Genomic DNA, 17,946 nt, shown 5'->3' with positions numbered 1-17,946 from the left:
ATATATAAAGAAGAATAAAGAAAAGGAAATTAAAGAAAACGATAGCGAATCTGTTGATTCGCAGTCATTCAACTTCCTAGGTGGCTAAGATCGAGGCCTTGGTATTTAATTTTTGAAATTTCTTCGTAAAGCCTCTGAATACTATGTCCCTTGCCATATCTATCCATAACGTCGTCAGATACAGACCAGCCACCTATCTTAGATGTAATTTCTCTGTTTAAGTTGCTATTTCGAGCTGCATCTCTAAATGTGTGACGGAAACTATGAAATACGAGCCCGTTTCGTTTTAACCCTTCTGACCTTAACGCTCGACCAAACCATTTGGAAAAGTTGTCTGAGTAGCTTCCTGCTGCACTTGGCTTGATATCCGAGAAAAGTAGTTTTTGTAATCTGTGCTGAGCTTCTAGCGCAAAATCTACAAACCCCAAGCGCTGTAGTTCTGGGTGAATTGGTACAGTTCTTAAACTAGATTTATTTTTGAAGCTTTTGATTCCGTCTGCGTCTACTCTTAAATGCATTACGGGGATGCCTTCAATTATTTCGATATCATGGGCGAATAGCTGACAGATTTCATTTAAGCGCATCCCAGAGTATAGAGATAGTAATGGAAGCCAAAATTTATGGCTTCTGTATGGTGCTCGTTCAGATCTGTAGATTGATGATCGGAAAAGCTTATTAAGCTCTTCTACAGTAAATGGCTCTCTTGATGTCGTTTCACTGTGGTTTGCTTTTATTCTCTTAATTCCAGACATAGGGTTTCTATCAATCCATCCTTCATTTACTGCAAAGGCGAATATTGTTGATAGATACTGCATTTGGTTGTTAATGGAAGTGGCGCTCAAACGCTTTGAGATCGCCTCTAAGGGGAGTTTGGTGGCTTGGATAAGGCTAAGGTTAGGGTGGTGCTTTCTGGCATTAGAAGGGAGCTGAGAAAGTTGCTTGATAAGATCCCTACACAAAGCTGTATTTATGGACTTGATATCTCTGTCTGACCCAAAAAACTCACTAGTGAAATCCTTAATAAGTTTGTAACTGGCTAATGTCTTATCTGTAACACCGTCAGACTTCTTAACTTCTGTAAATTGCTTGAGCACAACTTTCCAAGTAATGGTCATCTCATCTTTTGTTGTCACAGTGACTTTACTTATAGGTGTAGCGTGCGAAATTTGGAATAGCCTATCAGACTGGCGTTTGTACATGTCGCCATAAATACTAAGTCTATTATATGTATGTTGAATTAGTGCCCTTTGAATAAGTGTACAAAGGTAATGGAACTGCTTATCAGATTTTTCTAAGCACAGGTTGTGCTTAATCAGAAGTTTTTCTGCTCGGGGTTGGACCGCTGGGCCAATTACGTTTTCACTTTCACTCTCATAACCTGCTAAGTCCTCTCTTAATGAATCTAAGACTTCGTATCTTTCATCTGCGCTCATAGATACGCGAGCAGAATAGTCGTACTCCTCACTTTGCTGTTCTAGTTCTTGGAACCAGAGGGCGACAATTCTCTCAAGTTCAATGTTAGATATGTCAGAGCTTGAGTTAGAGTGATTTTGGTTGCTTAGCTTAATTAACTCTTTTTCAGCATTGCTAAATAACTGCTGAGCTTCGAGAAGGTGTAGTGGGATTCGCTGCTTTGCTAATTTCAAGTCTGAAGTGCGCAAGCTAACTTTGATCTCATTTTTATTGAGAGTTTTTTTAAGGTGAGAAGGGACCTTAATGCGGAAATAGCATTTTCCATTTCGTCTTAGAAGATAGGGAGTTTTAGCCAAGTCATCCATCTCCTAAGTGTACCACTATGGTGTACCAAATAGGAGATGGAATCCTTGAGAAACAACTAATTGTAAGGAATACAATCAGTTGAGGGCGTTTGGTGGAGATGGGGGGAGTCGAACCCTATTTAAAATATCAATTGAAACAGTAACTTATTGATTTTTATAGAATTGAATACTGTTCTTTTATACAGTATTTTGTGGCTTGTTAAGGTGGTTGGTGTGTCACTTGTGTGTCTTTTTTTTAGGTATATAACTACAAATGTAATAGAGAATAAAGGTCAGGTACGGCGCCATAGACATGGCTACTACAGTAAAGACATAACTCTTATTCAGAGGTAACTCCTCTTCAATGTAGTACTGAAACATTATAGGAATAGCTATACCTACTATAGACTCAAAAAATATAATGGATAGTATGAGAAGATTTTTTTTATCAATAGTGTCATGATTTTCTATATTTTCTAGTTTCAATAATTTTTTTATTATCTCACCTACTTTTTTGGAATTTATATTGTAATTTTCAATGAAGTTATATATGCCCCCTTCTTTTTTTAATAAAGATAATCCTAAGAAAATATCGTTGGCTCTTTTTTGGAAGCTTTCCAGTTCAATTTTTATCTTTTTGTATTCTCTGTTTACTATTCTATTCTTTAAATCTCCATCGTTAAATGCTGTTAACATAGATAAAGCTTGGGAGCAGACTATTAATATTTCTCTATTGTCTACTTCGATTTCATTGCTCCATATTGATTTTTCTCTTACATCAGATAAAAGAGATATTGCCTCATCATACTTCTCTCTTGGGTAATCAAATGTCATTTCTTTTTTGTTTTCTGAGTGGATGTTGTCAAGTTCAAAAAAAGACCATATAAAGGTTAGATCTTTTTCTAAATCTAATTTCAATGCGTTAATTTTTTCATGATAAAATATTTTTTTAGCAAAAAAGTAGCTGGTTAATAGACATATAAATGCAATATTTATATCTATTATAGAGTTGATAACAGCATCCATTTTAGTTACCTCATATTGTCCAATGGGTTTAATCTCGTGGCCTCTTCTAAAAAATCAGGCGCTAGGTGTGCGTAGCGCATGGTCATTTTTATATCAGTGTGGCCGAGTATTTTTTGCAGGGTGAGTATGTTGCCGCCGTTCATAATGAAGTGACTCGCGAATGTGTGGCGTAGTACGTGGCTGGCTTGCCCTGCGGGTAGTTCGATTGTCGTGCGTTTTAGGGCTCGGCGGAAAGCTGATATTGCGCTGGTAAATAATCGGTTTCCGCGTGTGCGTTTGGCGTGTTCGGTTAGCTCGGCGAATAGTTCGGGGCTGATCGGTACACTGCGATTTTTGTTGCCTTTGGTATCCGTGTACATGACTTTGTTGTTATGAACGCGCTGTATGGTGAGGGCTTCGGCTTCGCCCCAACGTGCGCCCGTTGCCAGGCATATTTTGCTTATAAGGGTAACGTGTGGATTATCACAATCATCCGTTGCGGCTAGTAGTTCTTTGATCTGGTCATAGGTCAAAAACGCCAGTTCGTTATCTGGTACGCGCACGTTTTGCACTTCGGCCAATGGGTTAGGGAAGTGTATTTCCTTTGATCTAAGCAAGGTGCTAAACATGGCTGACAGATAGGTCAGGTCATTGTTTAACGTCTTAGGGGCTTTGCCTTCCTGCGCTCGTTTGGATCGCCAGCGGATATACTCAATACTGGTTAAACTGGAGCCTACGGGGTCGTTTAGCTGGTCGGCAATCATTAACATTTTCGCTTTACGGCGTTTGCCATCTTTCAAGAAATGCCCGTGTAACTCGTCCCAAGTCTCGATCAGCTCGGATAACTTGCGGCTGTCCTTTGGCTTTTCTAACCAAGGTTTATCACCCGACTGTGTTTCATGCTGGGCAATAGTGAAACGCATAAAACGCTCACACTCGCCCTTAGTTGGGAAAGTCTTGCGATATGAACGGCTACCGCGTCCAGCAACACGGAAGCGGACTTCATAGCCATTGGAAACTTTTTTAATTGCCATCACTTGAGTCCGTAATCTTATTCACAGTTAAGCTTATTTGAACCTCTTGATGGCCTTGCTCATGTTCAATAAAGTCTGGAGGGTTGTGTTCATTCACATATTCATCGAAGCTATAATGCTCCAAAGCTCTTTCTCCAAGTTTTGAGTCATATGAAACCTCTAAGAAGAAATTTTTAGGAATTTTAGGTTCTTGAATATAGATTTTGATCTCATGGGATCTTCCTATATTTGTTAGTGTGCGGTTTGATATGGTTTTATCATTATGTAGCTTTAATGAAATGTTAAAAATTTCTTCGCCATCATTCTTAATAAAGAATATTACCGCGTCATAATTAGGATCAACGTCATAGTGTGCCGCTCTACTTTGATCCATTACTTCTGAATGATAAGCTTTTGAAATAGATAAAATTGGTCTAGATTGAAATAGTTTTACATTTTTATCGTAGTTTTCCTTTTCTTTAACTAGATTGAAATGTTCCTCTTGATTTTTAACTGACTTCTCAAACTCTTCAATCTGTTTTTCTAGAGATCTTCTATTTAATTTTAGTTCTTTGTTTTGCATCCAGTAACCATAAGCAAGCCATGCAAATGCAAGAGGGCTAAAAGATCCCGCTAGAAAATCACCAACTTCATTCAATGGCATTGCCCCACTGAAACTAGAGAAATATTGATCCTCGATTAGTAGCCAGAAAACTCTGATACTCCAAATAATGGATAGAATTAGAAATACCCAAAACCTCCAATCTTTCGTTGCTTTACCTTCCATGTATACGTCTCCTAAATCATCGGGTGACCAGACCAGATAACGCGGCCTATGATCTTTAGTGTGTTGAGGTCGGCTGACGCTATTACGATGTCACCATAGTTTTTGTTATCAGACGTGATTGCCACGGTGCCGTTAAGTTGCTTTTGCACTCGCTTTACGAACAATTCCCCATCGTAATTGATGACGTATATTCCGCCGTCACTGGTGACGGTGTTCATGCTTTTATCAATCACCAGTGTGTCACCGCTGAAAACGGTTGGCTCCATGGAATCGCCGCGCGCATAAATGGCAATCAAGTTTTCAGACTTAAGCCCCAGTCTTTGTACCCAACTTTCACGAAAGGCTAAATGCTGGTCGATGTTCTCCGCTTCGATCAATGAGCCATGCCCCGCGCTGGCCTCTACGCTGTAATGGGGGAGGTGAAAGTAATCATCTTCTTTTGGTGCTATCTGTATGCGCTCTTCTTGCTGATCGCCTTGCCCTGTCAAAATCCAATCCATCGAAACACCACATTGACGCGATAATTCGTAAACCTCTTTGTATGGGATGGTGTCGCGTTTTTTCCAGTTGGTAACGGTTGATGAACTGGTGTTGAACAGGCGTGCTAGCTCGGCAGAATTCTTTACCCCTGCCGCTTCAATCATTCTCTCAATGACTTCTAGTGTATTACGTTCCATGGAAAGTCCTTTATAAAAGTTAACAAAATGGAACCCATGGTGTTGACACGTGAAAGCTGTAGAACTACGATTCACGGTATGGGTTCCATTATTGGGACAAATATAGATATATCGTTAAAAACAGTTAAATATAAGGGAAGTATAGAAAGATGAAGGCAACAAAACCAGAGAACGACACAAAAAGACGCAAGTCTGTTAACGATAATGAGCTAACAGATGCCAAGTCTATGAATGCCCAGCCTATGAAAATCCATTTTCCCGATGGATTTATTGTCGAAGTGCCTGGGCCTTACTGCACCCCAAAAGCTTGGGGACTACGCGTAGATATGACTGAGGACGAAGTAAAACAGGCGCTCTATGATCGCCGTATGGCTCGCCATCAGTTTTCACCCCGTGGTGACTTATTCGTCAACGTCATCATGGAAACACGCCGTCTTCTTGACGCTAAGCCGTGGAACTAGGGGAGGGCGCTTTGTCCGCTCTAACCCAGCAATACAACGCCCTGTCCAATCAACTCAAGCAATACCCCGCGCCGGATAACTTCCACGAGTTATGGGCGCAATTCTTGGAGCTAAAAACTGTGTTCAATCAAGAAGCCGAAGCCCGTTTTTTCAAAATGCTAGAAGCCGCGCCAGAGCTCGAAAAGTTTTGGGATAAAAAAGAGAGCATGGCAAAAGTTAGATCGATTCAAGCCGAGATCAAACGCAACCCAGACGAAAGCGCGCTTTTGACATTTTTCGGCTCGGTCTGGTTTGGTAATTCTGACATGTTCCGTTTTGACTTCATGCACGCCATGAAGCAAATGAAAGAACACGAAATCAAGATTGTACGCCGCTGGATGGCGTCACCGTTCTGGCCGTAGGGGATGATTATGCATACTCCAACGGCTCATTGTCTTATTTGGCGTGACAAAATCTTAGATGGTTTAAGCCCTCAATACGCGGATTACTACCGTTCGCGTCTTGACGAGTTAGACCAAACAAAAGGCTATGTGGCCGCGAATATTTGGCTACGTGACCATGATAAGCGTGTTGAGATAGACAAATTATTGTCCCGTCTCGGTTCGATGCGTTTGTGTGTTGGCCAAGAGGCTAAGCGCATTAGTAAGCGTAAAAACACCGCCGCCGCTCTGGACTACGTTCGGGGCGTAGTGGCTCGCCTGTATTACTGTGACGAATGGGTCATGGATTTAACGGGCGATAAGTTGAACGACTGGGCGGCGGAGAAAAGCCGCCGCTTTGAAATGTCGGCCAAAGGTAAGTTGGTAAGGCTTCACGCTGATTTCTTTGAATTCGTGAAAGAACAAGCCGCGCTTGCAGGTTCCATGTTTGATAGCTGGGACGATCTGGACAAAGTAGAAGCGCTCATACAACGCATGTTTACCCCTGAGTGGTGGAAACGCCAAGCGAAGCGACAATATCGCCACATTGAGAACATCCGCCGTGAATGCGGCCAAGTCTGCTACGACCAAAGCGCGTACGTCTCGCGCTGGGGTATCCAACGCCACCGCAAACAAAAGCAAGCCAACCGCGCTTACTTAGAAAGCATGGAGGCCGTGAACCAGTATGAGCAAAAGTTTCTACTATCGCAGCTCGCAGAAAAGAGCATTTCAAACCCTATTCACTGCAAAGCTGAATTGATGGTGCGTGTTAAAGGCTGTCAATTTCTTGCGATTGATCACGGCCACTTAGGGTGGTTTATCACGTTGACGTGTCCGTCTAAGTATCACGCCATTCATAAAGAGACAGGCCATCGAAACGGCAAGTTTTACGAGTTCGGACGCCCAACCCCTAGGGATGCTCAAAACCATCTAAAAGAGGTATGGGCGGCGTTTGGTAAAGCGTGCAGTAACAAGGGCATCAATTATTACGGCGTTCGCGTTGTTGAACCTCACCATGATGGCACCCCGCATTGGCATCTAATTCTATTCGTTGACCCGAAGCAAAGCGGCGCAATGCTGGCCGAATTCAAAAAGCAGGCGTTCAAAGTAGATGGTGAGGAAGCAGGCGCAAAGAAAAGCCGTTTTGAGGCGCGCAAGCTCGACCCCGCAAAAGGCGGTGCGGTTGCCTACGTTGCCAAGTATGTCGCAAAGAACATTGATGGTGTGGACGCTGATGGTCAATGCATCGGCGTAGATGATGAAACCGATCTCGACTTTATCAACTCTGCAGAACGTGTACAGGCGTGGAAAGCTCGCCACGGCATCCGCCAATTTCAGTTTGTCGGCGGGGCATCGGTCACGGTCTGGCGTGAAATCCGCCGTTTAAAAGAGTCAATTCCTGAAACCTTTATAGACATCTACAACGCGGCCATGGCGAACGACTGGAAACAGTTCACAGTGCTCATGGGTGGCGTTCATGCTGGCCGCAAACAAACGCTTAAACCGCTTTACGAATCCTGCGAATTAAACCAGTTCGGGGAACCCAAACAAGCCATTAAGGGCTTAGTGGCCGCTACTGCTGAATACGTCTCTACGCGCTTATATGACTGGCTAGTCCAGCGTGTCGGGTCTGGCTCTGGGCTTGATCTTCAAGAAGCGGCGGAGCCGTTTCCTAGAACTCGTGTCAATAACTCCCCGCCTCCAGATTGGGGCGGGAATTACCAACAAAATTATCACTAAAGGAACCAACCAAAGTGGAAAACCAAGAATTAGAAACACTGTTAGAAAAACGAATCGAAGCACAATCCAAGTTAACCGAAGCCCTAAAAGGCTTAGATGGCGTAAGCCCTATGTCAATTATGACGGGTGGCTTTAAGTCTTTGACTGGGATCGCGGCGCAATTTGAAAGCGTGGCGTTTTTGAACGACAAGGTAATCACAGAACTAGCACGGAGGGCGTTGGCTAATGGCTGAACCAATCGGATTTATTCAGTGTTCAGAAAGGCACTGTAACGAGATCGCAGAAGTTAGGCAGGCAGGAGGAAAGCGTAAGGCGCTTTATACCGTTTGCCCATCTTGCGGAACCAATCAAGGCCACGGCGCGGCGCGTCAAAAATACCTAACGGATAACCTAAAGGCTTCCCGCGATGAATTAACCGTACCCGCAGATAACTTAATTGACGGGTACAAATCCGATACCGAAGAAACCGCCGCTATACCTAGAGAAAATACGGCTTCCAGCATTTCAGCGGATACCGAACCGAAGCCGAAAAGCGATACCGAAAACAAGCCTAAAGGCTCACCCGTTGCCCCACCTGTTTTGCTTGGCGTTTTGGCCTTGGCTGGGGCATTGATCACGGCATTTTTTGCCACACGTAAACCACAAAAGGAACAAACAGCATGAGCGTAAACGAAGAGCAATTAGAACTAGATAGCACCGGCGAACTACCTACCGATCAAGCGGAATACCTAAAGGCTTTGGAAGCCGAAGAAGCCGCCGAAAGCATCGACCCCGAGCAAACCAAAGCCGAAGAAGCGGCGGCGGAACAACAAGCCGAAATGGACGAACAAACCGCAGGCATGACGGCGGCAATGGGTTTAGGGACCATTGAATTTGCATTGCGTCGTGTGCTTCACCCTGAGTTTGAATTCACGGAAAGTACAAAAGCCTATGCTATTGAAAATCTTAGTCCGGTTTTGATTAAGTATGGTGCCATAGTGCCAGGATGGTTAAGCCAGTATGACGCAGAAATTAAAGCGGCCATGGCCGTAGGCAAATTGGCGAGTGAAGGCATGGAAACCACCAAAAAGCTAAAGGCAAAAGACGCGGCCGAAGAAAAGGCCAAGCGTGAAGCAGAAGAAAACCAGACTCAAGGTATCGCGGCATGAGTTTACAGCCACGTAACCCAAACAACCGACTAAGCGCAGAGCATGCGCTTTTTGTAGGTTCGTCCGGTTCCGGTAAAACCACGGCGGTTAAGCAAGTTGGCGTGATTAAGGCCACCGATCAGGTCGCCTTGTTTGACCCATACAGTGATTATGAAACCTTGTGTGGTCGTGAAGTGCGCCGCTATACCTCGCTTGCTTCATTTGCCCGTGCTTTGTATTCCGCCCGAGCCGCTAAAGCTGGCCGAGGTTTTAAGATCGCCTATAGCCCTAAAGACGGTGCCAACCAAAAGAACCTAGAAGCATTTTCGAAAGTGATATGGGGCGCGGGGGATGGCTTACATAAAAAGCCGTTAAAGGTGATCTTTGAAGAATTAGCCAAGTGTGTTAACACCAGCGGCGCGGCGCGAGGTGCCTTTGGGGAAATCCTAACGGGTGGCCGCAAGTTTGGCCTTCATGCAATCTGTATTTTCCAGCGCGGACAGGAAGTGCCTAAAACCGTTATGGGCCAATGTTCTATCAAGTGGGTAGGACGCCAAGAGCGCAAAAAGGATGCGGCATACTTGGCTGATGAACTGGATTTACCCGTTGATAACATCATCAAGTTACCCCGCTATCACTACCTAATGAAAAAGTCAGACCACAATATAGGCGAATTCGACACGGGCAAGTTACGAAAATTGGCGGCCTAAGTGTCAAGAAAGTGTAAATTTTAGCCTCGTTATACCTTTAGGTATCGGGGCTTTTTTGTGCCTTGACGGATACCTAGAGCGGTTTTGTAAAGTTCAGCCTGTTCAACAACACATATCACGAACAGGAAACATAATGGACGCAAACAAAATTAAAGATGAAGTCAAAAAGAACATCGATACCAAGCTTTTGGTAACGGGCGTTGTTACTGTCTTCGCGGCGGGTTTTGCCATCTACGCAGTGAGTAAGATGGGCAAGATGGGCAAACAAATTGCGGCAATCGCTAAAGGGGGTCGTTAATGTCTCGCATTACTACGGATCGTATGCAATCGCCAGACGGCTCCATTGCATCTGGAAACACTCTTCAATTATCAATGGGTAATGGTTATATCTATCAAGCACTGTATTTAGATACCAATATTCCCGCCTCTGTGCTGTCAAAAATTTCAGTTGTTAATGGTTCTGATGATTACCTTATTACCAGCGGTAGTGAAATTGTTAACGTACTGGAAAAGCACCAGAACCGAACAGTAGGTAAATATATTCCTATTCGCTTTTCTGATCCTGACGCCTTGCTGTTAGACGTTCAAACTATGACGCAATTGGTCCCTATGCCGTCGGATGCGTGGTTACTGAAAATCGAACTGGGCACACTGCCGACTGAAAATGTACCTGCGGGCGGCTGGTATTTACACGTCTGGCGTGAGGTGGCTAGCCCGATCAAAGCAATGAATAATGGAAAAGGTGGTTTAGATTTAGTGCGTTTAGTACGTAAATATGAGCGCCGATTTGATCGTAAAGTAGCTACGTCAACAATGGTCGGTGTCAATACATTCGATAAGCTGATTAAAGGCCCGAATATCAATATTCGACGCATCTATATAAAAGGTGATGTTAGTGAAATTGAGTTCGAAGGCAAGCGTAATGGCCAGATTCAACACAACTGGAAAGTGTCTAAAGAATTGTGTCAGTACCTGCAAGATGTCCGCGCTCAGTCTCGCGGAGTACAACACATTGACGGCTATTTTATCTTAGACCCAATCGCTACGGGATTTGCTCAGAATGATTTAATGGTCACGAACTATGACGAGATTTCAATCAAGTACAAGGTTGAAACCGCTGGCCCTGTTGAGTTTCTAACGGACTATGTGAAAACAGTCTAAAGGGGGACTCATGTCAGAATATTATTCGTGGGATGAAGAGCAATGGGACGCTGACAATTCAGGCGTTGGCAACAATTCGTTATTTGATGAAGTGGGCGGTTTTTTTGGTGACATTGTAAAAACGGCTGTGGGGGGCTTTGCTTCTTATAAAGCGCTAGAAAGCATGTCTAGTCCTGTTCCATCAAGCGTCGGCGTTACAGAGCCTGTAACGCCTACGCAAAAACAGACAACAGATGTAACGCTGGCGAGTACAACACCAAAAATTTTAGGTATGGATCAACAGACAGCCGCTATTGTCGGTGTTGCTGTGTTGTTTATGTTTGTGATGCTGATGACAACACGGGGTAAATGATGGATTTATCTAGTTTATCGAGCTTGACGGGCGGCGGGGGTCTAGATGCAGGCAGTTCCGCAGGAGGAAATGACAGACTGTCAGGGGGGGCAAACATTAATTTTGGTTATATCCCTCCTATCCCCCCATTACCATCAATGTCTAGTAACTCTGTGAGCATTAACAGTAGCGGTTATTTAGTCTGGATGATCGTTGCGGCTTTTGTCGTCGTTGCTGTGTTTTATCTGAAACGGGGGCGTTAATTATGGGTTTGTTCTCGTCAAAGTCTCAGAAAACAACAGAAAATATAAATAAAAGCCAAGCCGGACAGAGTACGTACGGAGACATTACAAACCTTAACGCGGAGGAAGGCGCAACAATCAATTTAACAGACGGTGGAGCGGTTGTAGCTGCTCTTTCGTTTGCGAATGAACAGGGCAACAATGCTACTGCTCTAAGTAATTCAGCTATTGAAAACAACACAGCGCTCAGCAATGCAGCAATGGAAGCTGTAAGAAAAGCAAACGCTGATGCTCTAGCAGCAGCTAACGCCGCTAATGCCGCCGCCATGGCTGCAACTACCGATATGGCTAGGGTGGCCGTTGCGCAATCAGGTGAGGCGCTAAACGCATTTGCTGTGTATTCAAATGAGTCATTAGATCGTGTTTCTGAATTTTCAGAAGTGGCCGTTGATGCTGTTCAGCAAAGCAGTGAAACAGCTGTTAAATCAACTAATGATGCGTTTAAAACGTCAATCAATGAGTTGTCATCGTCTGCACAAAAAACACAAAATCAAATGAATGACGTACTGACAAATGTGCTAACTCAAGGGCAGTCAGAATTACAAAAAACATCATCTAAATACATGATGTGGGTAGTAGCTATTGCCGCTCTAGCTGTGATGTTGGTTGCTATGAAAAAAGGGGCTAAATAATGAAAGTTAATGTGTTTCAGGGTTTGCCCGTTGATGTATCAAATAGCGGCGAATGGTTGTTCATTCGTTCAGCTGTTGGTGACATGGATGTCACGTTTTACAGCGCTGACGGTGGACCAATCAAAACAGTCACATTAGGACAGGGTGAAAAATTAGAACTGTCATTTTCTCGCATACAAATTCAGTCGAGAAGTGGGGACCAGCTAATAGATATTCGTATTGGCTGGGGTAAATACACTCCTAACATGACAGCGATTACCAGCACTCTAATCCAGAGCATCGTGCAGCCCGTTCGTATCTCTGGGATCGACTCAGCAATAGCAATTGCTAATCCTGTGACAGTTAGCTCTATTACTGACCCCGTTGTTGTTAGCTCGATTACTGACCCTGTTGTTATTCAGTCGATTAGTGACCCCGTTGTGATTGAATCGGTCACAAATCCCGTGACAGTTAGCTCTATTACTGCCCCCGTTGTTGTTGCTGGGATTGCATCAACTGTTGATGTTGAAGTGGTTACGCCTGTTGAAGTCGTTGATATGACGGGGACAGCGTTTCTCTCAACTGACTACACAATACCAGCAAATGACTATATCGACATTCCAGCCCGTGATCGCTCACAGATCATTTTTCAAAACATGAGTGAGTCAACAACTAAATGCCGTGTGTCTGATACCGCCGAAACTGAAGCGGTTGGTATGTGGGTTATCGGTGGCGGTAGCTTATTCGGTGAGTCGCCAATTCTTAGAACTAAATCGGCGTTGCGAATTTGGAATACTTCCAGCTCTGACGCAGTTGTAACAGTTACAGAGGTGTACTGATGCCAGTAACAGCAATTGAAGCGCCTAGCGCTGCAAAATCAGCTATTAACCCTATTTCTGGCGTGTTCGGAACGGGGCAAGTCAAACTCATTTTCAAAGATGAAGCGTTCACTGCCCCGATTACGGGTAAATACCGCATCCGTGTTTGGGGTGCTGGTGGTTGTGCTAAGGGTGATAAAGGTGGTGGTGGCGGTGGCTTTGCAATGAAAGTTATCGAGTTGAATGCAGGGGATATTGTAAACGTTACTGTCGCCATGTCGTTGCTGGGTAACACGTCTTCATTCGGTTCACATGTTTCTGCCACATCAGGCGAAACGGGTGTTATTCCTGTTGAAAAGACTCATGCAGTCGGCGGCGAGGGTGTTGGAGGAGATGTCAATTTTAAAGGGGGGCGTGGCCAATATTCTGGCTCAACAACACAACAAGTGGGCGGAGGTGCAGCGTCGTTACTTGGTGATGGCGGTGATGCAGTTAGTAAGGAATATTTCGGCGGCTCGTCTGCGGGTATTCCTGTTACAACGGGTTCAAGCTATGGACGAGTCACAGCAGGCCATGAATATTCATTTTCAGAGTGCCTAGAATTTGGGTTGGATCTAATCGGCGCGGGTGCTGGCTCGACCGATTTTGAGCGTGCGGCCAGCGGCGGCGGGGCTTGCACTGATTACACATTTGCTCAGGCTGGGGCTGGGGCTGGATTTCCAGGCGGTGGGGCTAGTCCTCGTTCACCAGAGGGTTTAGGCGCTAACGGCCTAGTAGCTGTGGAGTATTAATTATGTACGGACGAATTAAAAACGGCGTTGTTGTAGATATTGCAGTCGACCCAAACACACAATTTCACCCTATTCTAGCGGCTGAATTTATCGAGATTCCTAACGAGGTACAAGCGGGTTGGACATTCAACGGCACGGACTACGCGCCGACAGTTGTTCCCGATCCTGAGCCAATCGAACCGGAACAGGTAAAACGGTCGATCATTTCCCCCGTTGAATTTAAATTGCTGTTCACTCTGTCAGAACGTGTCGCCATTGCAGAACTACGCAAGACTGACCCGATTTTAGAGGACTTCTATTCACTGCTAGATGACTCACGCTTAACCGCTGTTGATCTGTCAGCCGCGTCAATTCTTGAGGGCGTTGATTACGTTATTAACGAACTGTTCAACGCGGGTAAAGTCGAGAACGTAGAAACTCGTAAGGCGCAAATCTTAGGGGGTGGTGATGCAGTCACAAATGCCTAAGCTTTCACCTATTCCTAGCTCTGAAAGCTGGGTGCTGTTAGAGGAATGGCATTACACAGCATTAGACGGGGAACGCTACAGCGTCCCCGCTGGTTTTGTGACGGATTTGGACAGTGTGCCACGTATCCCCGTTGTGTATGCCATGTATAAAGGGCGTATTCGTGCGGCGGCTGTGTTGCACGATTGGCTGTATCGCAATGCCTACCCACGCAACAAAGCAGATCGTTTATTGGCTGAGGCTGGTGAACTACTGGACGGCGTATCACAAGACGTGGCCGAGGCAATCTACACAGGCGTTCACCTGTTCGGCTGGGCTAAATACAAGGCTAAGAAACATGCAGAATTGGTTGTTATGGACAGCATTATCAGTGGGAGTACTGCTACTGATAAAAAAGCTAAATGGGTGCCGCCGGCAAGTGCTGCACCCTACTTAGATGCTATTAACAAAGCCGAGCTTAAACACTCACTTCCTGAAAACTTACTTGCGCGTTTGCTGCATCAGGAAAGCCACTACCGCCAAGACGTGATCACGGGGGCGGTTAAATCCCCTGCAGGGGCAGAAGGTATAGCGCAGATCATGCGCAAGTATCATCCATCTGTCGAACCGCTCGATCCATTTGCCAGCATTGACTATGCCGCCGAATATCTAGCGGAGCTAAAGCAACGCTTTGGTAACTGGCGTGACGCTCTAGCGGCGTACAACTGGGGCATGGGCAATGTTGGACGGGCTAAAGACAATCACGGATCTAGCTGGCTGTCATACGCTCCAGAGGAAACGCAGAACTACGTTAAACAAATCACCGCTGACGTGCGGGTATAGGGGAAATAATGCCGTTAATTTTTATACTACCCGTCGCCGCTGGTGTGCTGGGTTTCGGGGCTGGCTGGTTCAGCAACGACAAATACTCATGGGTTAAGTGGGTGGCCTTGGCTGTATTCGCTTACATGATGCTCAAGAAAAAAGGAATGGTCTAAATGAAGAAATGGTTTAAGGGGGTGACGCTCGTCTTAGTCGCAGCAGTTGGTATACACCTTGGTGTGCCTGTGCCGTTTGCCATCCAACTAGGCAGCGAAGCCGCTGAGCAGGTGGGCAAATAATGGAGCTAGAATTACTTAACCAGCTGACTGGGGCGGGTGCCAACAGCATGACTATTTTAGTTGGGTACATACTCTGGCGGCATGATCTACGGATTAGAACGCTAGAAGACGAGCAAAAAAAAGGGATGATCAAATGATCATCCCTTTTTATTTTGGTTGACGCACTGTCGACAGGGTGTGTCGTATGTGTGTCGAGCTGATTTGCAAGGCCAAAATATCCTTTAAAATCAAGCGCTTGATTGGTGGAGATGGGGGGAGTCGAACCCCCGTCCGCCAGTCCTCTGCCATTGGATCTACATGCTTAGTCTCTTCTATTATTTGACTGTTTACCGCCCGAAGGACAGGGTGTAACCAGCGAGCCTGTTTAGTCTTATATCCTTATCCCCAGGCAGGGCATCGGATAGCATCTCGTAATTTATGATACTGCGGAATCCTGGGCTACAAGCAACCTAGGGGCAGCACACTAGCAGGGTATTAAGCTGCTAGTGAGTAGTTTTCGTCGTTTGCGACTATATAAATGATACATGTGGATTTACGAGATCACGTATCACTCTCGACATGCACCTCAGGTTTTGTAACCGGCGTCGAAACCATGTCATCCCCGAAGTTGCGGCCATTCTATCTAATACTGTGGCGTTTAGCTAGTGGACCGCTCTGTTTCCACAATGTGGAAATTAAACGCTGTGTTTCATTAGGCGCTCTTTATCGCGCGCCCAATCACGTTCTCTTGCGGTATCGCGCTTGTCGTGGTCTTTTTTACCGGTGACCAGTGCGATCTCACATTTGATTTTATTGCCTTTCCAATACAATGCCATGGCCGCACAGGTTTTACCTTTTTGTTCGGTAATCTGAATGATGCGGTCAAGCTCGCGTTGGTTCAGCAGTAGTTTGCGTTGGCGCAAGGGCTCGCACACAACGTGTGTCGATGCGCTCAACAGTGGAGTGATGCGTGCGCCGATGAGGTAAGCCTCGCTTTGGTGGATGATGACATAGCTGTCCACCAGTTGTGCTTTCCCTTCACGAAGACTTTTGACTTCCCAGCCTGATAGCACTAAACCGGCTTCAAACTTCTGGTCAACAAAGTACTCGTGGCGTGCGCGCTTGTTTAAGGCGATTGTGCCAGTACTGTTTGATTTTTTCTTTGCTTTACTCATAGGTAAAAATTATACGGTCGATAGGGCGAAAAGCCTATGCTTTTCTTGAGGTATGCGCCCTAATATAAGAAAATTTAGAACTTTAAGTAAATTCGCACAGACAGTTGATTGGTCTGCCGTATGTTTAAAATTCGCTTAACTCATTGAGAGCTTAATGTATGCCCGAGAGTCGTTGTTTACAAGGGATTTGGTCTAGCCCTTGGATATTTATTTTTGCCGCTGCAGGTTCTGCAATTGGGTTAGGGAATATTTGGCGTTTTCCCTATATGTTGGGAGCTAATGGCGGTGGGGCATTTTTATTAATCTACTGTTTGTGTCTAGTCGTGGTTGGGTTACCAATGCTGATGGCCGAGGTAGCGTTAGGCCGAACTGTGCGCTCCAATCCGGTCGATACGGTCAATGATTTGGCGGAGCGGAAGGTCGTCCCTAAATATTGGGTGTTTGTACCTTACTTAGCCGGTGTAACAGGGCTGCTGATTTTGACATTTTACAGTGTCATTGCCGGTTGGGCGTTTGCCTATTCTCGTCGCGCAATCACTGGCGCGTTAGAAAACTTAGACAAAGTTCAGTCAGAAGCCTTGTTTGAAAACTTTTTGCATGCACCGGTTGAGATGATTTTCTGGCATACCTTGTTTCTGGCAATGGTGGTGTTGGTGGTCGGGCAGTCGGTCATACGGGGGCTGTCCAGTGTTGTGAAGCTGTTGTTGCCTGTTTTGATTTTTTTATTGGTGCTGTTAGCCGTATATGCGTTGATTGTCGGCGCAAGTGGTGAAGCAATTAGCTTCTTATTGCGTTTTGATTGGGAGCAAGTGACTTTTGAAGTGGCGTTGTCTGCGATTGGTCACGCGTTGTTTAGTCTGGGTGTGGGTTTAGGGGCGATGTTTTCCTATGGTGCGTACATGAGTAAGCGGATGTCGATTGCTAAGGCGTGTACCATTGTAGTCGGCTTGGATCTGTTGGTATCGGTCTTGTCTGCGTTGATTATTTTTCCGCTTACCTTTGCCTTTGGTATCGCTGTGGATTCTGGCCCGAGTTTGCCATTTATTACCTTGCCTATTATTTTTGATCTGTTGCCCGGGGGGCAGGTAATTGGCTTGGTGTTTTTTGCGCTACTGGCGCTTGCTGCGCTGACGTCAGCGATTGCGTTGATGGAATTGTTTGTTTCATGGTTGCATGAGCGTTTTTATGTGGGGCGTTTAAAGGCATCGTTTCTTATTGGATTAGTGATTTGGTTTTGTGGCGTTGCCATTGTGCTGTCATTTAACCACTGGGATAACAAACTTGCATTCGGCTTGAATTTATTCGAATTGGTGGACAATGTAACGTCTTTGATCATGTTGCCGATTGCCGCCATTGCTTTATCTATTTTAGTGGCTTGGGTTGTGCCTGAGCCAATGTTAAAAAATGAAATGATTGCGAAGAACCCCAGCCATTTTCGTTGGTGGTACACTACGCTGAAATACATCAGCATTCCTGCTGCTGTTTTGATTACAGTCGCTGGATGGATAGGAGTTTAG

26 protein-coding genes and 1 other RNA gene are annotated in these 17,946 nt (G+C 45.2%); 20 read left to right on the top strand and 7 right to left on the bottom strand.

All coding sequences use genetic code 11. From position 1 onward, the window contains the following. Positions 1-68: 68 nt before the first annotated feature. The 5 genes from AYW75_RS18685 to AYW75_RS16460 all read right to left on the bottom strand — a co-directional run bounded on the left by AYW75_RS18685 (position 69) and on the right by AYW75_RS16460 (position 5,239). Positions 69-1,769 carry a site-specific integrase gene (locus AYW75_RS18685; protein WP_197478972.1) on the bottom strand — a complete coding sequence of 567 codons (1,701 nt, stop codon included), beginning with the start codon at positions 1,767-1,769 and terminating at the stop codon, positions 69-71. A gap of 225 nt (positions 1,770-1,994) precedes the next feature. Beyond that, positions 1,995-2,783 (bottom strand): hypothetical protein, encoded by a 789-nt coding sequence (locus AYW75_RS16475; RefSeq protein ID WP_067101868.1) that lies wholly within the window; start codon positions 2,781-2,783, stop codon positions 1,995-1,997. Positions 2,784-2,788: 5 nt separating this feature from the next. Beyond that, positions 2,789-3,796 carry a phage integrase gene (locus tag AYW75_RS16470; protein ID WP_067101865.1) on the bottom strand — a complete coding sequence of 336 codons (1,008 nt, stop codon included), beginning with the start codon at positions 3,794-3,796 and terminating at the stop codon, positions 2,789-2,791. Continuing rightward, positions 3,786-4,562, bottom strand: a complete 777-nt coding sequence (locus AYW75_RS16465) for a hypothetical protein (RefSeq protein ID WP_067101862.1) — start codon at positions 4,560-4,562, stop codon at positions 3,786-3,788. The genes AYW75_RS16470 and AYW75_RS16465 overlap by 11 nt, the downstream gene beginning before the upstream one ends. Positions 4,563-4,573: 11 nt before the next feature. Further along, the gene (locus tag AYW75_RS16460; RefSeq protein ID WP_082856573.1) at positions 4,574-5,239 is read right to left on the bottom strand and encodes a S24 family peptidase; all 666 of its coding nucleotides are present in this window, start codon (positions 5,237-5,239) and stop codon (positions 4,574-4,576) included. Positions 5,240-5,388: 149 nt separating this feature from the next. On the opposite strand from AYW75_RS16460, the gene AYW75_RS16455 reads away from it, so the two are divergent. The 19 genes from AYW75_RS16455 to AYW75_RS18820 all read left to right on the top strand — a co-directional run bounded on the left by AYW75_RS16455 (position 5,389) and on the right by AYW75_RS18820 (position 15,412). Next, positions 5,389-5,700, top strand: coding sequence for a hypothetical protein (locus AYW75_RS16455; RefSeq protein WP_067101860.1), 312 nt, complete (start codon positions 5,389-5,391; stop codon positions 5,698-5,700). An 11-nt stretch (positions 5,701-5,711) separates the two neighbouring features. Beyond that, positions 5,712-6,101 (top strand): hypothetical protein, encoded by a 390-nt coding sequence (locus AYW75_RS16450; protein WP_156490880.1) that lies wholly within the window; start codon positions 5,712-5,714, stop codon positions 6,099-6,101. A 9-nt stretch (positions 6,102-6,110) separates the two neighbouring features. Further along, the gene (locus AYW75_RS16445) at positions 6,111-7,859 is read left to right on the top strand and encodes a replication endonuclease (RefSeq protein WP_067101854.1); all 1,749 of its coding nucleotides are present in this window, start codon (positions 6,111-6,113) and stop codon (positions 7,857-7,859) included. Positions 7,860-7,873: 14 nt separating this feature from the next. Further along, a complete protein-coding gene (locus AYW75_RS16440) occupies positions 7,874-8,092 on the top strand; it encodes a hypothetical protein (RefSeq protein WP_067101851.1) in 219 nt (72 codons plus the stop codon). After that, entirely contained in the window at positions 8,085-8,522 is a 438-nt protein-coding gene (locus AYW75_RS16435; protein ID WP_067101848.1) for a hypothetical protein, read from the top strand. The genes AYW75_RS16440 and AYW75_RS16435 overlap by 8 nt, the downstream gene beginning before the upstream one ends. After that, positions 8,519-9,007, top strand: coding sequence for a hypothetical protein (locus AYW75_RS16430; protein WP_067101845.1), 489 nt, complete (start codon positions 8,519-8,521; stop codon positions 9,005-9,007). Before AYW75_RS16435 ends, AYW75_RS16430 begins: the two co-directional genes overlap by 4 nt. Continuing rightward, on the top strand, positions 9,004-9,696 hold the full coding sequence (locus AYW75_RS16425) for an ATP-binding protein (protein ID WP_067101842.1): 693 nt from the start codon (positions 9,004-9,006) through the stop codon (positions 9,694-9,696). Before AYW75_RS16430 ends, AYW75_RS16425 begins: the two co-directional genes overlap by 4 nt. A gap of 133 nt (positions 9,697-9,829) precedes the next feature. Beyond that, on the top strand, positions 9,830-9,994 hold the full coding sequence (locus AYW75_RS18830; protein ID WP_156490879.1) for a hypothetical protein: 165 nt from the start codon (positions 9,830-9,832) through the stop codon (positions 9,992-9,994). After that, positions 9,994-10,857, top strand: a complete 864-nt coding sequence (locus AYW75_RS16420) for a major capsid protein P2 (RefSeq protein WP_067101840.1) — start codon at positions 9,994-9,996, stop codon at positions 10,855-10,857. Before AYW75_RS18830 ends, AYW75_RS16420 begins: the two co-directional genes overlap by 1 nt. 10 nt (positions 10,858-10,867) lie before the next feature. Continuing rightward, positions 10,868-11,209, top strand: a complete 342-nt coding sequence (locus tag AYW75_RS16415) for a hypothetical protein (RefSeq protein ID WP_067101837.1) — start codon at positions 10,868-10,870, stop codon at positions 11,207-11,209. After that, positions 11,206-11,451, top strand: a complete 246-nt coding sequence (locus AYW75_RS16410) for a hypothetical protein (RefSeq protein WP_156490878.1) — start codon at positions 11,206-11,208, stop codon at positions 11,449-11,451. The genes AYW75_RS16415 and AYW75_RS16410 overlap by 4 nt, the downstream gene beginning before the upstream one ends. Before the next feature lie 2 nt (positions 11,452-11,453). Beyond that, the gene (locus tag AYW75_RS16405) at positions 11,454-12,122 is read left to right on the top strand and encodes a hypothetical protein (RefSeq protein ID WP_067101831.1); all 669 of its coding nucleotides are present in this window, start codon (positions 11,454-11,456) and stop codon (positions 12,120-12,122) included. Then, positions 12,122-12,940 carry a hypothetical protein gene (locus AYW75_RS16400; RefSeq protein ID WP_067101828.1) on the top strand — a complete coding sequence of 273 codons (819 nt, stop codon included), beginning with the start codon at positions 12,122-12,124 and terminating at the stop codon, positions 12,938-12,940. Before AYW75_RS16405 ends, AYW75_RS16400 begins: the two co-directional genes overlap by 1 nt. Then, positions 12,940-13,710: a hypothetical protein gene (locus AYW75_RS16395; RefSeq protein ID WP_067101825.1), complete on the top strand. Its 771-nt coding sequence runs from the start codon at positions 12,940-12,942 to the stop codon at positions 13,708-13,710. Before AYW75_RS16400 ends, AYW75_RS16395 begins: the two co-directional genes overlap by 1 nt. Before the next feature lie 2 nt (positions 13,711-13,712). Next, positions 13,713-14,177, top strand: coding sequence for a hypothetical protein (locus tag AYW75_RS16390; RefSeq protein WP_067101822.1), 465 nt, complete (start codon positions 13,713-13,715; stop codon positions 14,175-14,177). Then, positions 14,158-14,997 (top strand): lytic transglycosylase domain-containing protein, encoded by an 840-nt coding sequence (locus AYW75_RS16385; RefSeq protein WP_067101820.1) that lies wholly within the window; start codon positions 14,158-14,160, stop codon positions 14,995-14,997. The genes AYW75_RS16390 and AYW75_RS16385 overlap by 20 nt, the downstream gene beginning before the upstream one ends. Positions 14,998-15,005: 8 nt before the next feature. Beyond that, positions 15,006-15,152, top strand: a complete 147-nt coding sequence (locus AYW75_RS18825) for a hypothetical protein (protein ID WP_156490877.1) — start codon at positions 15,006-15,008, stop codon at positions 15,150-15,152. Beyond that, complete coding sequence (locus AYW75_RS19150; RefSeq protein WP_269447798.1) at positions 15,153-15,275, top strand: hypothetical protein; 123 nt, start codon at positions 15,153-15,155, stop codon at positions 15,273-15,275. Next, a complete protein-coding gene (locus tag AYW75_RS18820) occupies positions 15,275-15,412 on the top strand; it encodes a hypothetical protein (RefSeq protein ID WP_156490876.1) in 138 nt (45 codons plus the stop codon). The genes AYW75_RS19150 and AYW75_RS18820 overlap by 1 nt, the downstream gene beginning before the upstream one ends. Positions 15,413-15,515: 103 nt before the next feature. Here AYW75_RS18820 and ssrA read toward each other — a convergent pair. After that, positions 15,516-15,878: a transfer-messenger RNA gene (gene ssrA / locus AYW75_RS16380) on the bottom strand. Positions 15,879-15,949: 71 nt separating this feature from the next. Next, the gene (gene smpB, locus AYW75_RS16375) at positions 15,950-16,429 is read right to left on the bottom strand and encodes an SsrA-binding protein SmpB (RefSeq protein ID WP_067101817.1); all 480 of its coding nucleotides are present in this window, start codon (positions 16,427-16,429) and stop codon (positions 15,950-15,952) included. A gap of 158 nt (positions 16,430-16,587) precedes the next feature. Between smpB and AYW75_RS16370 the strand changes: the two genes are divergently transcribed. Next, complete coding sequence (locus AYW75_RS16370; RefSeq protein ID WP_067101815.1) at positions 16,588-17,946, top strand: sodium-dependent transporter; 1,359 nt, start codon at positions 16,588-16,590, stop codon at positions 17,944-17,946.

Origin of the sequence: Marinomonas atlantica, from assembly GCF_001639725.1 — a bacterium.
Taxonomy (GTDB): Bacteria; Pseudomonadota; Gammaproteobacteria; order Pseudomonadales; family Marinomonadaceae; genus Marinomonas; species Marinomonas atlantica.
This window is presented reverse-complemented; position numbering and strand designations above follow the sequence as displayed.

Coding starts and splice junctions, on each gene's coding strand:
- AYW75_RS19150 (WP_269447798.1), top strand. CDS start 15,153: ATGAAGAAATGGTTTAAGGGGGTGACGCTCGTCTTAGTCGCAGCAGTT.
- AYW75_RS16410 (WP_156490878.1), top strand. CDS start 11,206: ATGATGGATTTATCTAGTTTATCGAGCTTGACGGGCGGCGGGGGTCTA.
- AYW75_RS18830 (WP_156490879.1), top strand. CDS start 9,830: ATGGACGCAAACAAAATTAAAGATGAAGTCAAAAAGAACATCGATACC.
- AYW75_RS16415 (WP_067101837.1), top strand. CDS start 10,868: ATGTCAGAATATTATTCGTGGGATGAAGAGCAATGGGACGCTGACAAT.
- AYW75_RS16460 (WP_082856573.1), bottom strand. CDS start 5,239: ATGGAACGTAATACACTAGAAGTCATTGAGAGAATGATTGAAGCGGCA.
- AYW75_RS16390 (WP_067101822.1), top strand. CDS start 13,713: ATGTACGGACGAATTAAAAACGGCGTTGTTGTAGATATTGCAGTCGAC.
- smpB (WP_067101817.1), bottom strand. CDS start 16,429: ATGAGTAAAGCAAAGAAAAAATCAAACAGTACTGGCACAATCGCCTTA.
- AYW75_RS18825 (WP_156490877.1), top strand. CDS start 15,006: ATGCCGTTAATTTTTATACTACCCGTCGCCGCTGGTGTGCTGGGTTTC.
- AYW75_RS16370 (WP_067101815.1), top strand. CDS start 16,588: ATGCCCGAGAGTCGTTGTTTACAAGGGATTTGGTCTAGCCCTTGGATA.
- AYW75_RS16430 (WP_067101845.1), top strand. CDS start 8,519: ATGAGCGTAAACGAAGAGCAATTAGAACTAGATAGCACCGGCGAACTA.
- AYW75_RS18820 (WP_156490876.1), top strand. CDS start 15,275: ATGGAGCTAGAATTACTTAACCAGCTGACTGGGGCGGGTGCCAACAGC.
- AYW75_RS16455 (WP_067101860.1), top strand. CDS start 5,389: ATGAAGGCAACAAAACCAGAGAACGACACAAAAAGACGCAAGTCTGTT.
- AYW75_RS16400 (WP_067101828.1), top strand. CDS start 12,122: ATGAAAGTTAATGTGTTTCAGGGTTTGCCCGTTGATGTATCAAATAGC.
- AYW75_RS16445 (WP_067101854.1), top strand. CDS start 6,111: ATGCATACTCCAACGGCTCATTGTCTTATTTGGCGTGACAAAATCTTA.
- AYW75_RS16405 (WP_067101831.1), top strand. CDS start 11,454: ATGGGTTTGTTCTCGTCAAAGTCTCAGAAAACAACAGAAAATATAAAT.
- AYW75_RS16470 (WP_067101865.1), bottom strand. CDS start 3,796: ATGGCAATTAAAAAAGTTTCCAATGGCTATGAAGTCCGCTTCCGTGTT.
- AYW75_RS16435 (WP_067101848.1), top strand. CDS start 8,085: ATGGCTGAACCAATCGGATTTATTCAGTGTTCAGAAAGGCACTGTAAC.
- AYW75_RS16420 (WP_067101840.1), top strand. CDS start 9,994: ATGTCTCGCATTACTACGGATCGTATGCAATCGCCAGACGGCTCCATT.
- AYW75_RS16385 (WP_067101820.1), top strand. CDS start 14,158: ATGCAGTCACAAATGCCTAAGCTTTCACCTATTCCTAGCTCTGAAAGC.
- AYW75_RS16475 (WP_067101868.1), bottom strand. CDS start 2,783: ATGGATGCTGTTATCAACTCTATAATAGATATAAATATTGCATTTATA.
- AYW75_RS16395 (WP_067101825.1), top strand. CDS start 12,940: ATGCCAGTAACAGCAATTGAAGCGCCTAGCGCTGCAAAATCAGCTATT.
- AYW75_RS16425 (WP_067101842.1), top strand. CDS start 9,004: ATGAGTTTACAGCCACGTAACCCAAACAACCGACTAAGCGCAGAGCAT.
- AYW75_RS16465 (WP_067101862.1), bottom strand. CDS start 4,562: ATGGAAGGTAAAGCAACGAAAGATTGGAGGTTTTGGGTATTTCTAATT.